This window comes from Psychrobacter sp. JB385, from assembly GCF_900163785.1.
Taxonomy (GTDB): Bacteria; Pseudomonadota; Gammaproteobacteria; order Pseudomonadales; family Moraxellaceae; genus Psychrobacter.
In genome coordinates, this window is record NZ_FUKN01000014.1 from 32,699 (window position 1) to 47,451 (window position 14,753).

The following is a 14,753-nucleotide window of genomic DNA, read 5'->3' on the forward strand; positions in this document are numbered from 1 at the left end:
TTGCTTATTTTATAGCCCTCATTTGCTATACTAGGCCTCATTTTATCATTCAAATAACCCCTCAAACACGCACGGTAACCTTATGAAGTTCTCAAAGTTCGGTCAAAAATTTACCCAGCCCACTGGCATCTCACAATTGATGGATGATCTGGGCGATGCGCTAAAAAGCGATCAGCCAGTCAACATGCTGGGTGGCGGTAATCCTGCCAAAATTGATGCCGTCAATGAGCTGTTTTTAGAGACCTATAAGTCGTTGGGTGTCGATAATGATACAGGTGAGGCTAATAGTAGTGCGATTATCAGTATGGCGAATTACTCCAATCCGCAAGGGGATGCAGGTTTTATCGATGCGTTGGTTGGCTTCTTTAACCGTCATTATGACTGGAACCTCACGGCAGAAAACATCGCCCTGACCAATGGCTCACAAAATGCGTTCTTCTATCTGTTCAATCTATTTGGCGGTGCATTCCCTGATGAGAAGAATGAATCTGTCGACAAATCCATTCTACTGCCATTGACCCCTGAGTATATCGGCTATAGCGATGTGCATGTGGAAGGTCAGCATTTCGCAGCGGTATTACCGCATATCGATGAAGTGACGCACGATGGCGAAGAAGGCTTCTTTAAATATCGTGTGGACTTTGACGCGTTAGAGAACTTGCCAGCGCTAAAGGAAGGTCGTATCGGGGCGATTTGCTGCTCACGCCCGACCAACCCAACGGGCAACGTGCTGACCGATGACGAAATGGCGCATCTTGCCGAGATTGCGGCGCGCTATGACATTCCGCTGATTATCGACAACGCCTACGGTATGCCCTTCCCGAATATCATCTACTCTGATGTCAATTTAAATTGGGATAACAATACGATTCTGTGTTTTAGCTTATCGAAGATTGGCTTACCCGGTATGCGTACGGGTATTATCGTTGCTGATGCCAAAGTGATTGAAGCGGTCAGCGCGATGAATGCGGTGGTCAATCTAGCGCCGACACGCTTTGGTGCCGCGATTGCCACACCATTGGTCGAAAACGACCGTATCAAGCAGTTATCTGATAATGAGATTAAGCCGTTTTATCAAAAGCAGGCAAAACTCGCGGTGACGCTGTTAAAAGAAGCATTAGGCGATTATCCGCTCATGATTCACAAGCCTGAAGGCGCGATATTCTTTTGGTTGTGGTTTAAAGACTTGCCGATTAGTACGCTTGAGCTATACGAGCGCCTAAAAGAAAAAGGTACGCTTATTGTGCCAAGTGAGTATTTCTTCCCCGGTGTGGATGTCAGCGATTACCAACATGCACACGAGTGTATCCGCATGAGTATCGCCGCTGATGAGCAAACGCTGACGGATGGTATTAGAGTGATTGGTGAAGTAGTGCGTGAGCTGTATGATGAGGCTCAAAGCAACTAACCCTACCTGCCACTCATAGAGTAAAAAACGGACTGATTAATAGTCCGTTTTTTTATGGCGTCTGGTCAATGCAGTGGGTTTATTGGTTGGCCGAAAGACAGTCGTCCACTTATTGAGCGCAAAAAGCACATAGGACAGCAAGCACGTATTGATTAAATCACGGATACTTGCAATTAGCTGGTCGCGGCTTAAGCCTGCCAAACCTAGCGATTCAATCGTTTCTCGATTGTCCAAATACTCGCCCAAAAGCGCAATACCCGTCACAATGATTAATGCAATAAATGATCGGATACCTTGGCTTTTGATGATAGGGCGCAGTACAAACAAACAAAGCAGGTAGACACCAACGCCAACGTAGATATGTAAAGCGTCTTTGGCAAGGCCAGTTGTTTCAACAACATTCATTTTAAAAGCGGTAAAATCCACTGAGATATTCCAAATATAGGCGAGCAGAAAATAATTGAGCGTATCACTAAACAACAATAGAGTCCGTGAAAAGCAATATCGATACATCACGCTCTACGGATATCAATTTTTCTTGCTGGCTATGCCTATGCAGACAGAGGCTGTAAAAAATTGATATCAGCAGTACCGTAGCGTTTTTATAGTATGTTGACGATAACTAAAAATGCTGGTTAAGAATGATAATAGTAGACAATAAAAAAGGTAGATTATACAAGTGATAATCTACCTTTTGCTGAATTAAATCGTCAACTCACGTTGATGGTCTATTTACACATTCCACTCAACGAAGTTCTTTAATAACTGCAAGCCATCGGTATGGCTTTTTTCGGGATGAAACTGAGTCGCAAACAGATTGTCTTGGATCACACTGGCACAAAACGGCTGTCCATAATTACATATTGCTGCCACTTGTGCGCTGTCGCTAGGCTCGCAGTAGTAGCTGTGTACAAAGTAAAAATGCGCATGGTCTTTGATACCGTGCCAAAGCGGATGGTCGAAATCCATACCGCTGATGGTATTCCAGCCCATATGTGGCACTTTGATGGTTGCGCCTTGCTCATCGGTCCACGTCGGATCGAACGCTTTTACTTGCCCCTTTAAAATATCAAGACAAGCGGTGCCGCCGTTTTCAGTAGATTGCTCAAACAACGCTTGCATACCAACGCAGATGGCCATCACAGGCTTGTTAAATATTGCCTGCCGTACGACGTCATCAATGCCTGCATCACACATGCCAGCGATACAGTCGCGCATGGCACCAACACCTGGGAATACGATCTTATCGGCAGCAGCGACCACTTTTGGGTCGTTTGTGATAGCGACGTCAGCACCGACATTGGACAGCGCCTTGCTCACAGAGTGCAGGTTACCCATGCCATAATCTAATAATGCTACTTTGGTCATTAATTGGTTCTCATTTTGAATCGCTTTAATAGTACACAATCAAATCTTATTAATAAAGTGTAGATAGGGTTCTGCTACAAGGAAGCCAAGTGCAGGCTATACAACCAGTACGCCAAGCTTGACTGACACCGTAGCAGAGACTTAAATGCACTTTAGAATGCCTCTTTGGTCGACGGTAAGGTATTTAGCGCACGCTCATCATATTCACAAGCCATACGTAGTGCACGGGCAAACGCTTTAAAGGTTGATTCAATCTGATGATGGCTGTTTTTGCCTTTGAGATTGTCCAAATGCACCGTCATCCATGAGTGATTGACGAAACCATAAAAGAACTCACTGAACAAATCAACATCGAAGCGACCCACATGCGAGCGCGTAAATGGAATGTCCATGTGCAGACCTGGGCGGCCTGACAAATCAACCACCGCGCGCGTCAATGACTCATCTAATGGCGCATAAAAGTGCCCATAACGACGAATGCCCTTTTTATCACCAAGTGCTTTGTTAAAAGCTTGTCCAAGCGTGATGCCCGTGTCTTCGACGCTATGATGGTCATCGATAAAGGTATCACCGTTGCATTTGATATCTAAGTCAAACAAACCATGACGCTTAATCTGATCGATCATATGATCCAAAAATGGCACGCCCGTATCGACAACGCCTTTGCCTGTACCATCAAGGTTCACAGTACAAGTGATTTGCGTTTCGGCAGTATTGCGTTCCACTGTTGCGATACGCTCAGGGCGACCATATAAGTTTAAGTTTGTTGCTTGATTTTGCTCAGTTGCATTGGCTGTCATAGCTATTCTCTATCGGTTTTTTATCAGTGAAAAGCGGTCAATTATAAATAGGACAAAATATCGCCCATTACTGTACATTCCATCACTGCTGGTGCTGCAATCAGTACCAGCAAAAAATGTATGAAAAAATGATATATACAAAAGATATCAACATATTAGGGTCGATGTGTCCCACATATTATCTAGCCTCATCATAGCAAACCCTAACATTTACTGCCACGACCAAGCGTCAAACCACGCACAAATTTGTGTCATTCTGCTAAAATAGTGACTTTAATTTAATCAATCATCACCGAAACTCAATCAATCATCACCGACTCTATCACGCCGCGTTGTACTGGCTTATAAAAACGGTCTGTTTATAGGAACTCCCATGCCTTTAGAAGCGATTGCCATCAATAGCTTGGATACGCCCCTGATTAAAAAGCCTACCCGTGAGAATGAGCTTTCAGAGCGTCTGCACGCCTTGTATGATAGTGATGATGCGCAGCCTACTGGCGCAGAAGTCTTAAGCCTCATTGAGCAAGGGTTCAAACGCGGACAATATCTCTACGTCGGTATGTTCAATGACAAACCGATCGCCGCCGTTGCCTGCTTCGACGATGGACAAACCGATGCCAAACGTTTGCAATACCTGACAGTCCATCCGCAAAACCGTGACCGAGCCATCGACGCAAAATTCATCAAACTGGTCTATGATGCCGAGGTCAAAAAAGGCGTCCGTGAATTTGTCCCCGCTGATGCCGATATTCACCGTATTATGAGCGAGTACGACCTATTGCGGGTTAAGGGTTAAATAAGGCATAAAAATCGCTGATTTTGACCGAATCAAATTATTTATGGTCTTTTATCACATATAATGTAGAAATTGCTTGACAGCAGCGCGTATATTTAGTTTAATAGCGTCCTCAACGAAGACGGCTCGATAGCTCAGTAGGTAGAGCAACGGATTGAAAATCCGTGTGTCGGCAGTTCGATCCTGCCTCGAGCCACCATTCGTTAACAGATATTAAAAAGCCCCGAACAGTAATGTTTGGGGCTTTTTTTATGCCTAAAAAATTTTAAGTAGTACTGCTTACGACAAGCGTCTTCGCAACAATACCTCGCAGCGCTCGCGTGAGTCCAAATCATAAATCGTTGCGCGGTAGTCAATACCGTGACGCCCTTCAAAAAACACCACTCGATCCCCCACAGATAAGAAACAAGAATTACGGGCATCATAAATAAACCCATCAATGACAAAGGCCAAATCACGGTCAATCTCTCTGACTGTGTAAGTCTCGCCTTGCGGTACTAAACTCTCGAACCACGCACCATGGGCAACTGGCGTCGCTATGGCGCCTACTGTAAGCATTGCCGACATGATAACAGCGCTTCTTGACGATCTCATCAGAGATGAGCAAAGGGTTAGTATTTTATTCATGATAGATGGTGTCCTAATTATTGACTGTACAAGCCTGCTTGCCGCATTTTATAGTGAGTTCAATCTAAAAACGAGTCAGTTTGACTAGAATGATTTTTTTGCAGCCTCTGTCTGCGTAGGCATAGCAAGCAAGAAAAATTCATTCTAGTTAAGCGTTGGCCTATAGTGGTTCTGTTTTATTTAGGATCGACTATATAACAACTTGGCTGCAAATAAGGCTCAAACTTTCACAGCTGCACAACATTTTTGGTCTGTTTTTTCAACCGCTTGTCTCAGTATACTAAATATCGATTCCCTTAGCAGATACCCTTATGAGAGAGTTTGATTACGATTTGGATTATAAGAACCTAAATTTGCGCGAGCAGCCTGAGCTGTATCGAGTTGGGCGCGGTGAGCAAGGCGTGTTATTGGTTGAGCCTTATAAATCTGAGATACTACCGCATTGGCGTTTTGCCTCGCCTGATATTGCCCGCGAGAGCAGCGAGAAGATATACCAGATGTTTTTGGATTATCTGGCAGACGATGATTTTGTCGGTGCGGACATGGCGCGTAAGTTTATCCAAATGGGTTATACCCGTGCGCGTCGTTATGCCAACCACAAGGGCGGCAAAAAATACAAAGGGGCGGTCCCCGATGATAAAAAAGGTCAAAGCGGGGCACATGGGCGTGATGAGTTGCCGCGGCAAACCGAAGACCCCATCAAGGCAGAATCGGCGCGTATTTTTAAAGCGAAATGGGATGAATGCCGTGAAAACAAAGACTATTTAAAAATGAAAAAAGAACACCGTGCGCGCTATAAAGACGTTGAGTAACGTACTGCCTTTATTTAGCAAACCGTAACAACACTGCACCCACTAAGGTGGTGAAGGTTGAAAGCACTTTTACCAAGTTAAGCCGCTCTTTGAGGAAGAAAACACCGATTAATAAAGCAAAAACAATGCTGGTCTCTCGTAAAGCTGTGACCAGCGCAATGGGCGCTTGCGTAAATGCCCATGTGACAATGGCATAAGCAATGAATGATGCGCTACCGCCGAACAGGAACACACTGCGTCCTTTGGTTGCGATTGTTTTTAGCGCCATTCTTGCGCTAAACGCTAAGTAAATACTCATCAGCAGGCCATTACCGATAGCCAAACAGCTAAAAAATCCTAATGATGTGCCTGCGATACGAGCACCTAAACCATCAATCAAAGAATAACTGGCAATAAATAAGCCAGTGGTTAGTGCCAATAACGCTGCTTGATTGTTTTTTTGTCCATTTGCCTGTCTGACCAAAGCCAGACTGATAATACCGCCGCCTATGATTAAAATAGCCAATATTTGTATGAGATCGAGCTGAACACCTAACATGGTCACAGAAAATAGAGCGACAATCAACGGTGCTGACCCACGGGCAATGGGATAGACTTGGGTTAAATCACCGGTTTCATAAGACTTTAGCAGAAACAACTGATAGCCAAAATGAAGCAAAATACCCGCTGCGAGATATGGCATACTCTCAAAAGCCGGCATTGGGACAAAGAATAGAACCACCAATGCAATGGGCATATGACCCAGAACGACGGCGCCCATACTCACTTGTTTATCAGAGCCACTTTTGACTAAAGCATTCCAAGCAGCGTGCAAGATAGCTGCGCCAATCACGGCAACAAACACCAATGTACTCATGACTGAAACCCTCATTTTTGTGAGATTGTGACTGTGATGAACAGTGGTTGCGCTTATGAGAGAAACAAAAACGCGAGATATAAGGTTGCATGGCTTAAAAAGACGTCAACACCAGTCACTCAAATAGAAAACCTTTATAAAGATAGCGAATAGACATGAAACCTATTATTAAATAATCTACAACACTTTAAAAATTAAAAAATTTGATAATAGTCAGCTATAAATAGATGCGGCAACGATTGAGCAGTTTGTTGCGTTAATGAGCAATCACCATTTTATTTAAAAACCCTTATCCTTGGACAACCAATAATGACAATAGACAATAAAAAACTTTTGATTTTTGATTTTGATGGCACACTCATTGACAGTGTCCCCGACTTGGCCGATGCGACCAATGCGATGCTGACCACGCTTGGCAAAGACACCTACCCTATCGATACGATACGCAACTGGATAGGTAATGGCTCGCGTCTACTTGTCGAGCGCGCTTTGGTTGGTGATGTCACTGTCCCAGAGGGCGCCTTGACCAAAGCCGAGGCCGACCACGCGGAGCATATATTTTTTGAGGCATATACTAAGATTGGCGGTAGCAAAACCGTTGCCTATCCCGATGTCGATAGCGGCCTAAAAAAATTGCATGACGCGGGTTACACGCTTGCTCTAGTCACCAATAAGCCCATTCGTTTTGTCCCAAAAATCTTGCAAACATTCGGCTGGCAAGACCTGTTTAGTGAAGTGATGGGCGGTGACAGTCTATCCACTAAAAAGCCAGATCCAGCGCCCCTACTGCATGTCTGTACTCAACTGGCGATTGCTCCTGACCAAGCGATTATGATTGGCGATTCTAAAAACGACATCTTGGCGGGTCAAAACGCCAAGATGGACACGCTTGGTCTGTCTTATGGCTATAACTACGGTCAAGATATCCGCGAGTTAAACCCGACTGAGGCGTTTGATCATTTTGCAGATTTGGTGGATTGGTTACTTAAATAAAGACTCTATCGTTTATCTGCATTAAAGCCTGATACAGACAACAATGACCTCAAAACAGTCTAGCAAAAACGGCTGGTACAAAATGCCTTAACAAGCATTCTTAATACTATAGCTGGGCTAGTGCCAGTTTTGAATAGCCTCCAGGGTATAATACTAAAATTTCTGCTTGTATAAATGGAGATCAGATTCCGGTAATAGTTTCACGCCAAATGATGCCATGTCTATAATATATCCTTTGTTCAAGCAGGAACCTTGGTAGGATTTGGGCGTTCTCTGGATACCACCTCCTACTAAAACCAATTGACCCATCTGTATATGGGTATTGCCCAAGGTAAGTACCTTTGTTTGAGAATTCCATTGTGTATATTTATAATTCAAAATAGGCGTTGCTAATTTGGTGCTATCTTCACTAAAGAATATAAGGCAATGATCTTCTTCACTGATATAAAACCTTCCCACTGACCCAATTGCATCGACGGGTAGTGTTCTACCTTTTCCATCCAGCTCTTCGTAGTTTCTGTATTTGATAGGGCTGTTTACAAAATGCTTATCATAAGAATAAAGCGCTTTGCTTTGTTCATTCTCTAAAACGGTTTTTGTTGACGCGTTATTATTTATTAGTGATGTATTCATACATGCTGTTAAGCTTGATATAACTAAAGCTATGAGAAAACACCTATTAACTATCACCACTATATCCCCTTAAAATAAGGTTTTGATCTTGAAGCCTTAGCTAAATATTACAAAATTAATTGTTAAAAAAGATCATTAAGTATAACTACCTTTCACTTATCAATTTTGTTTTGAGACGATCTACCTAAGCGCGTTTATTTACCACGATAACTGAGTGCTTCGGACACATGCGCGCTTGTAATATCGACACTCGCCGCAAGATCGGCAATCGTCCGTGCCACTCTTAAGACTCGATGATAACCACGCGCCGATAAATTTAGGCGCTGCTGCGCAAGTTGTAATAATTGCTGTTCGCTCTCTCCCAACTGGATGTATTGATCAATCTCACTAGGACTAAGCTCGTTATTCACTTTTTGCTGCCGCTTCAATTGATACTCATAAGCCGTCGCGACACGAGAGCGTACCTGTTCAGAAGTTTCTCCCGCCTGAGCATTTTGCAGATCGGCAATCGGTAACGCAGGCACCGTGATATGTAAATCAATACGATCTAATAGCGGCCCTGATAGTTTGTCTTGATAACGTCTGATCTGCTCAGGTCGACAGCGACAGCGCCCTGAGGTATCACCATCGTAACCACACGGGCACGGATTCATCGCCGCCACCAGTTGAAAATTGGCAGGAAAGGTCATTTGAGAGTTGGCACGGCTGATGGTGATTTGCTTAGCTTCTAAGGGTTGGCGCAATACTTCCAGTACAGTACGATCAAACTCTGGCAACTCATCAAGGAACAAAACACCTTTATTGGCGAGTGTAATCTCACCAGGTTTTGGACGTGAGCCGCCGCCAACCAAGGCCACTGCTGATATGGTGTGATGCACTTGTCTGAAGGGTCTGGTGCCATAATCATAATTGCTATCGGCGACCGAATACGTGCTGGCAACTTCTAGCGCATCTTCAGGACTCAAATCTGGCAAGATGGTTGGTAGTCGTGAAGCCATTAATGTTTTGCCTGAACCGGGCGGCCCTGTGAAGAGTAATGAATGCCCACCTGCGGCTGCAATCTCCAGCGCGCGCCTCGCATGATGCTGTCCTTTCACATCGGCCAAATCCACTTGATAACCGACTTGCTGCGGCGCAGGACTTGGCTGCACCACCTGCAATTGCTTATCCGAATCGGTAACACCTGACAAAGCCTGTAAATGATCACAAACGTCTTTTAAGCTGGGCGCGGCGAGTATCGTTATGCCATCAACTCGACTGGCCTCAGCACCATTGTGGCTTGGTACAATGAGGTGCGGCGTCGCTTGTAATCTAGGTAGTGCCGCGCTGAGTAATTCTTTTTTGTCCTCGACTACTTGCGACAACTTAAGCGCCAATCCTTCAGCCTTGATTGCTCGTGCGACTGCTAGGCTACCCGTCACTTGTCTCAGCTCGCCATTAAGTGCCAACTCACCAATAAACTCAAACCCTGATAGCACCTCTGGTGCTAACTGACCGCTTGCCGCCAATATACCAATAGCAATGGGCAAATCCAAACGCGCGCCATCTTTTGGTAAGTCAGCGGGCGCCAAGTTAATGGTCAATCGACGATTGGGAAACTGAAAACCAGAATTGAGAATCGCAGAGCGCACGCGGTCTTTACTTTCTCGTACCGCAGCTTCAGGCAGACCTACAATGGTGAGGGCTGGCAAGCCTTGTGATAAATGCACCTCAATGATGACTTTGGGTGCATGCAAACCGACGACGGAACGGGTATAAACTTGAGCAAACGACATGATGGCTTCCTAATATAGGGAGAGAGTGATGATAAAGTATTATGTATTAGTGCGCAAATGTCGTGTTTTGAGACTCGTTTTATTTACTGGCATAGATAACAAAAATTGTTATATGATAAATGGGCAATAAAAGGATTTTATTGATCATATAAAGCTTAATGATGGCTGTATGTCTACGGCTTTATATAACCTTACTTAACCATGGATGGATAAGCTTATGAGCATTCAAGTGCTTAGTCGGCGCGTGCCTAGACTCGCGCTTTTGACAGTGGCGGTCTCGATAGGGCTGTCTGGTTGTTTTGGAGATGACGACGATCACAACTCGACTCCTCAACAAACTTATTCCGCAGATATACAGCGGACTGAATTTGGTATCCCTCATATCACGGCCAGTGATTACAAAGGATTGGGCTATGGCGTGGGTTATGCCTTTGCCGAAGACAATATCTGCTCGCTTGCCCGTGAAATCGTCGTCGCTCGTGGTCAAAGCATGTTGTATCTGGGCGATCAAGGCAACGTGGCAAGCGATGTTTTTTATACTTGGTATAACTCTCCTGAAAGACGGGCGACATTTTTGGCGGCGCAAGACAAACAAGTGGTCGACGCCGTCACAGGTTATGCAGCTGGTTATAGCCGATACCTACGTGACAAAGGGGTTGATAATATTGATCCTGATTGTGCAGGGGCTGACTGGGTACGTGAAATCACCATTGATGATTTATTAGCCCTCTATGGCAAAGCCAACCTACGCGGCGGTTTGTCTAACTTTGTTGGTCCAATCGTTGCAGCAGCGCCTCCCAATCAAGATACCGTCATGAGCAGCAGTCGAATGCGTACCGTTGGCCCAGAGCCAGACGTTGAGTTCGACATGTCTACGATTAATGTGATGAATGGCGGTAGCAACGCTTATGCGTTTGGTAGCGAAGTCACTGGCACTGATAGCGGTGTGCTGTATGGCAACCCTCATGAACCATGGGAGGGCGTGCAGCGTTTTTATGAGTTTCATTTAACCATGCCAGGTGAGCTTGATGTCATGGGTGTGGCACAGCAAGGACAGCCCTTCCCCAATATTGGCTTTAATAAAGACGTGGCATGGAGCCACACCGTCTCTACCGCCAAGCGGTTTACCCTCTACCAGCTCAGTTTGGTCAATGGGAATCCGATGAAATACAATTATAAAAACAGTGCAGGTGTCATTGAGCAGCGCGATATCGAACAAGTGCCTGTCACCATCCAGCTGCCAGACAATCAGACGTTGGTTCGTCCTATCTATCTGTCGCAGTATGGGCCGATGCTTGCTGCTAATTTACTCAACCCTCAACTGCCCACATGGGGCGCCAATAACTTAGCCTTCACCATTCGTGATGCCGCCTCTGAAAACCCACGCGCACTCAATCAATGGCGCAGTATGAATAAAGCAAAAAGTGTAGAGGATTTGGTCGATAGAATGCAAGACACGCTTGGCCTTGGGTTTGTCAATACCATTGCGACTGACCGCTACGGCAAAGCCTTGTATGCAGATATCTCAACCGTACCGCACGTCACCAAGCAGCAGCTAGAGGCATGTAGCGCCAATGCGGGTCCATTCCTTGGCGCATTGATTGCTTCAGACTTGCCAGCGCTCAATGGCAGTACCGCTGACTGTGAATGGGGCAATGACGCCGACTCGCCACAAGCAGGCATTTTTGGCCGCTCAAACTTGCCTTTCTTGATACGCGATGACTATGTGGCCAACTCAAATGACAGCTACTGGCTGAGCAACCCTAAGCAGCCATTAACAGGCTTCTCACCTTTGTTACGTCGTCATCTCGTACCTTTCTTAGGACCAAATCCTGCCAATGGGGTGCCATTATTGATGCGTACTCGTATGGGATTAACTCAGATAGCTGATCGCTTAAGCAATAAAGACAACCTTGGTGGCAACACCTTTAACTTAGATAACTTGCAAGACGTCGTCTATGGCAATCGCAGCTATGTCGCGGAGCTGGTGCTCGATGATATCTTGGCAGACTGTCAAGCCAACCCAGCATTGCCATTGACCAGCGGTGGTACGATTGACGCCACTCAAGGGTGTTCTGTCCTTAGCAACTGGGACCGCCGTAACAATCTTGATAGTAAAGGCGCTCATGTGTTCAGAGAGTTTTGGCGTAAAGTCAAATTCGATGAAACCACTGACAATGCCTTTAACGTAAAATTCGACGTTAATGATCCTGTGAATACGCCTCGTGATCTTATCATTGATGACAATACACGTAAGGCGCTCGGCGATGCGATTGCCTTCTTCAACACCAAAAACATCGCTCTTGATGCGTCTTTAGCAGATTTACAATATGTTGTTGATGCGGGTAACAACGATACAAAAATTGCGATGCATGGTGGGCTTGGACGTGAGGGCGTGTTCAACGTGGCTCAAGGCCCAGGTCTCAATGAGGATGGCACTTACAAACCTATCAATACAGGGCCAACCTATATGCAGACCGTGACCTTTGATAGTCAAGGCCCTGTTGTAGAAGCGCTGTTGGCTTACTCACAATCCGCAGATAGCACGCGACCTTATCATCGCGATCAAACAAAGCGCTACTCAGCCAAAGATTGGATTCGCCTGCCCTTTAGCAAGGCTGAAATCAACAATAAAGCCGTTGGTAACCCGCTTCAACTAAGAGAATAGTAGTAGAAAAAAATTCGCTGTAAAACCAAAGACCTCAGCTCAACGCTGGGGTTTTTTTAGATTAGGAAAAACAATATTTTTAATAAAGAAGGACATGCACTGACCACCCCAGTACTAATAAGGATTTGCTATAATGGTCGCTCTGTATGTAGCCATTGATGATATATAGTTAAAGAGCAATAAAATCGCTACGGTACGGCTCATATCAATTTTTGCAGCTTCTGTCTGCGCACACGCAGCAAGCAAGAAAATTGATATGAGCCGTGCATGATGTATCGATATGACTTTTTACTGACTATATAAGTCGCCATCCTAGGATTAAAACAAGGAACACCGCATGACAGACTACTCAGAACGAAATAATCCGCAACCTTATAATCGTGCGGAAGAGCAACCGTCGACCACGCGTCCTGTTGTGCAAACAGAAAGCCCTTATGCCAGTACACGCGGCAGTATTACCAGTAAGCAGCTGCCTGCATTTGATGAAACGATGATTAATAAATATAACCGTTCAGGGCCGCGCTATACGTCTTATCCAACCGCTCTAGAGTTCACTCCCATTCCTGACCGACTAGAGACCAAAATCCTTCAAAATCGCGAAACGCGTGCGCCTTTATCCTTATATTTTCACATTCCGTTTTGTCGTCATCTTTGCTACTACTGCGCCTGCAATAAAATCATTACCAAAAAAAATAGCGACTCAGGGGATTATTTGCAGTATTTGATCGCTGAAATTAAACATAAACGCCGCTTGTTATCCACATCCGAGGATGGCCGCAAACCGCTGGTAAAGCAGCTGCATTTGGGCGGCGGTACACCCACGTTTTTACGGGATGAAGAAATAACTCAGCTATGGACATTTTTACAAACCCAGTTTGAATTTTTGCCTGAAAATGAGGGCGATTACTCTATTGAGATTGACCCGCGCGAACTGAGTGGTGACACACTAAAGGTACTGCGCAGCCTTGGTTTCAATCGGATCAGCTTGGGGGTTCAAGATTTAGATGAAGCGGTTCAAATTGCGGTCAATCGAGTGCATTCTGTGGAATTGATCGAAAATGTCTTAAACGAGGCGCGCGAATTGGGTTTTCGCTCCATCAATGTGGATCTCATTTATGGTCTGCCGCACCAAACCCCAACAACGCTTGACAGTACTGTGCGCCGCATTATTGAGATGTCACCCGATCGTCTGTCCGTGTTTAATTATGCGCACTTGCCTGAGCGCTTTAAAGCCCAGCGCCAAATCAAAGACACAGATTTACCAGACCCAGCTACCAAACTGACCATGCTTGGCAATACCATCAATACGCTGACAGAAGCTGGCTATCAATACATCGGGATTGATCATTTCGCCAAGCCTGATAATGAGCTGTCAGTGGCTCAGCGCGAAGGCAAGTTACATCGTAATTTTCAAGGTTATACCATCATGGGCGACTGCGATTTGCTCGGTTTTGGCGTGTCCTCTATCAGCCAGATTGCCAATGCCAATACGCGCTATATTCTACAAAACGCTACTGACTTGGACGCTTATCAAGCCAACATTGATGCTGCACAAACTAATCCTATGGTCATGCCTGCGGTCAAATATATCAAAACCTCAATCAAAGATCGCTTGCGTGAATACGTCATCATGAACTTGCTGTGTCACGACTACATTGATTTTAAAGATGTGAATCAAAAGTTTGGTATCGATGCCATTACCTACTTTATTGATGAGATTCAACAATTGGGTGAGATGCAGTCAGATCGCCTCATTGATATGGATGCCGCTGGCATTCGTGTCCTACCTAGAGGCCGCCTACTTGGTCGCAATGTCGCAATGGTATTTGATGAATATTTAAACAAACAACATCAGAATCGCTTTTCAAAAGTCATTTAGAAAAATGACACTTTAAGCCACTATAGCCAATCCATTTTAAAAATGGCACAGACCTACTGGGATGAATTTTTCGAAGCATCTGTCACGCTTGCGAACAGCCAACGAGAAGCATTTATACCAGTAGAGCGTTACGGTCTC

13 protein-coding genes and 1 tRNA gene are annotated in these 14,753 nt (G+C 45.1%); 7 read left to right on the forward strand and 7 right to left on the reverse strand.

Annotation, left to right across the window (positions count from 1 at the left end; genetic code table 11):
- The first annotated feature begins 82 nt into the window (after window positions 1-82).
- Window positions 83-1,408 carry a valine--pyruvate transaminase gene (locus CZ794_RS11240; protein ID WP_087041715.1) on the forward strand — a complete coding sequence of 442 codons (1,326 nt, stop codon included), beginning with the start codon at window positions 83-85 and terminating at the stop codon, window positions 1,406-1,408.
- 36 nt (window positions 1,409-1,444) lie between these two features.
- Here CZ794_RS11240 and CZ794_RS11245 read toward each other — a convergent pair whose 3' ends face one another.
- From CZ794_RS11245 to hisB, 3 genes are all read right to left on the reverse strand, one after another.
- Window positions 1,445-1,888 carry a hypothetical protein gene (locus CZ794_RS11245; RefSeq protein WP_256958958.1) on the reverse strand — a complete coding sequence of 148 codons (444 nt, stop codon included), beginning with the start codon at window positions 1,886-1,888 and terminating at the stop codon, window positions 1,445-1,447.
- A 252-nt stretch (window positions 1,889-2,140) separates the two neighbouring features.
- Window positions 2,141-2,776, reverse strand: a complete 636-nt coding sequence (hisH, locus tag CZ794_RS11250) for an imidazole glycerol phosphate synthase subunit HisH (RefSeq protein WP_087041716.1) — start codon at window positions 2,774-2,776, stop codon at window positions 2,141-2,143.
- A gap of 152 nt (window positions 2,777-2,928) precedes the next feature.
- A complete protein-coding gene (gene hisB, locus CZ794_RS11255; protein ID WP_087041717.1) occupies window positions 2,929-3,576 on the reverse strand; it encodes an imidazoleglycerol-phosphate dehydratase HisB in 648 nt (215 codons plus the stop codon).
- A 373-nt stretch (window positions 3,577-3,949) separates the two neighbouring features.
- Here hisB and CZ794_RS11260 point away from each other — a divergent pair, with 373 nt between their 5' ends.
- Window positions 3,950-4,372 (forward strand): hypothetical protein, encoded by a 423-nt coding sequence (locus CZ794_RS11260; RefSeq protein WP_087041718.1) that lies wholly within the window; start codon window positions 3,950-3,952, stop codon window positions 4,370-4,372.
- 123 nt (window positions 4,373-4,495) lie between these two features.
- Window positions 4,496-4,571 (forward strand) — tRNA-Phe (locus tag CZ794_RS11265).
- A gap of 80 nt (window positions 4,572-4,651) precedes the next feature.
- Here the strand turns inward: CZ794_RS11265 and CZ794_RS11270 are convergent.
- Complete coding sequence (locus tag CZ794_RS11270) at window positions 4,652-4,999, reverse strand: hypothetical protein (RefSeq protein ID WP_179207304.1); 348 nt, start codon at window positions 4,997-4,999, stop codon at window positions 4,652-4,654.
- Window positions 5,000-5,310: 311 nt separating this feature from the next.
- Between CZ794_RS11270 and CZ794_RS11275 the strand changes: the two genes are divergently transcribed.
- Window positions 5,311-5,811: a DUF4385 domain-containing protein gene (locus tag CZ794_RS11275; RefSeq protein WP_087041720.1), complete on the forward strand. Its 501-nt coding sequence runs from the start codon at window positions 5,311-5,313 to the stop codon at window positions 5,809-5,811.
- Window positions 5,812-5,821: 10 nt separating this feature from the next.
- On the opposite strand, the gene CZ794_RS11280 is transcribed toward CZ794_RS11275, so the two are convergent.
- On the reverse strand, window positions 5,822-6,667 hold the full coding sequence (locus tag CZ794_RS11280) for a DMT family transporter (RefSeq protein ID WP_087041721.1): 846 nt from the start codon (window positions 6,665-6,667) through the stop codon (window positions 5,822-5,824).
- Between the two features lie 309 nt (window positions 6,668-6,976).
- Between CZ794_RS11280 and CZ794_RS11285 the strand changes: the two genes are divergently transcribed.
- A complete protein-coding gene (locus tag CZ794_RS11285; RefSeq protein WP_087041722.1) occupies window positions 6,977-7,660 on the forward strand; it encodes a phosphoglycolate phosphatase in 684 nt (227 codons plus the stop codon).
- A gap of 153 nt (window positions 7,661-7,813) precedes the next feature.
- Here the strand turns inward: CZ794_RS11285 and CZ794_RS11290 are convergent, their stop codons facing one another.
- Entirely contained in the window at window positions 7,814-8,293 is a 480-nt protein-coding gene (locus CZ794_RS11290; protein WP_143515724.1) for a hypothetical protein, read from the reverse strand.
- 194 nt (window positions 8,294-8,487) lie between these two features.
- Window positions 8,488-10,068, reverse strand: coding sequence for a YifB family Mg chelatase-like AAA ATPase (locus CZ794_RS11295; RefSeq protein ID WP_087041724.1), 1,581 nt, complete (start codon window positions 10,066-10,068; stop codon window positions 8,488-8,490).
- Window positions 10,069-10,285: 217 nt separating this feature from the next.
- Between CZ794_RS11295 and CZ794_RS11300 the strand changes: the two genes are divergently transcribed.
- Window positions 10,286-12,736, forward strand: coding sequence for a penicillin acylase family protein (locus CZ794_RS11300; protein ID WP_087041725.1), 2,451 nt, complete (start codon window positions 10,286-10,288; stop codon window positions 12,734-12,736).
- Window positions 12,737-13,151: 415 nt separating this feature from the next.
- Entirely contained in the window at window positions 13,152-14,615 is a 1,464-nt protein-coding gene (hemN, locus tag CZ794_RS11305) for an oxygen-independent coproporphyrinogen III oxidase (RefSeq protein ID WP_373407935.1), read from the forward strand.
- Window positions 14,616-14,753 lie beyond the last annotated feature (138 nt).

Excerpts from the sequence above, each read along its gene's own strand:
- hisH (WP_087041716.1), bottom strand. The coding sequence starts at position 2,776 with ATGACCAAAGTAGCATTATTAGATTATGGCATGGGTAACCTGCACTCT.
- CZ794_RS11275 (WP_087041720.1), top strand. The coding sequence starts at position 5,311 with ATGAGAGAGTTTGATTACGATTTGGATTATAAGAACCTAAATTTGCGC.
- CZ794_RS11280 (WP_087041721.1), bottom strand. The coding sequence starts at position 6,667 with ATGAGTACATTGGTGTTTGTTGCCGTGATTGGCGCAGCTATCTTGCAC.
- hisB (WP_087041717.1), bottom strand. The coding sequence starts at position 3,576 with ATGACAGCCAATGCAACTGAGCAAAATCAAGCAACAAACTTAAACTTA.
- CZ794_RS11260 (WP_087041718.1), top strand. The coding sequence starts at position 3,950 with ATGCCTTTAGAAGCGATTGCCATCAATAGCTTGGATACGCCCCTGATT.
- CZ794_RS11285 (WP_087041722.1), top strand. The coding sequence starts at position 6,977 with ATGACAATAGACAATAAAAAACTTTTGATTTTTGATTTTGATGGCACA.
- CZ794_RS11290 (WP_143515724.1), bottom strand. The coding sequence starts at position 8,293 with ATGAATACATCACTAATAAATAATAACGCGTCAACAAAAACCGTTTTA.
- CZ794_RS11240 (WP_087041715.1), top strand. The coding sequence starts at position 83 with ATGAAGTTCTCAAAGTTCGGTCAAAAATTTACCCAGCCCACTGGCATC.
- CZ794_RS11295 (WP_087041724.1), bottom strand. The coding sequence starts at position 10,068 with ATGTCGTTTGCTCAAGTTTATACCCGTTCCGTCGTCGGTTTGCATGCA.
- CZ794_RS11300 (WP_087041725.1), top strand. The coding sequence starts at position 10,286 with ATGAGCATTCAAGTGCTTAGTCGGCGCGTGCCTAGACTCGCGCTTTTG.
- CZ794_RS11270 (WP_179207304.1), bottom strand. The coding sequence starts at position 4,999 with ATGAATAAAATACTAACCCTTTGCTCATCTCTGATGAGATCGTCAAGA.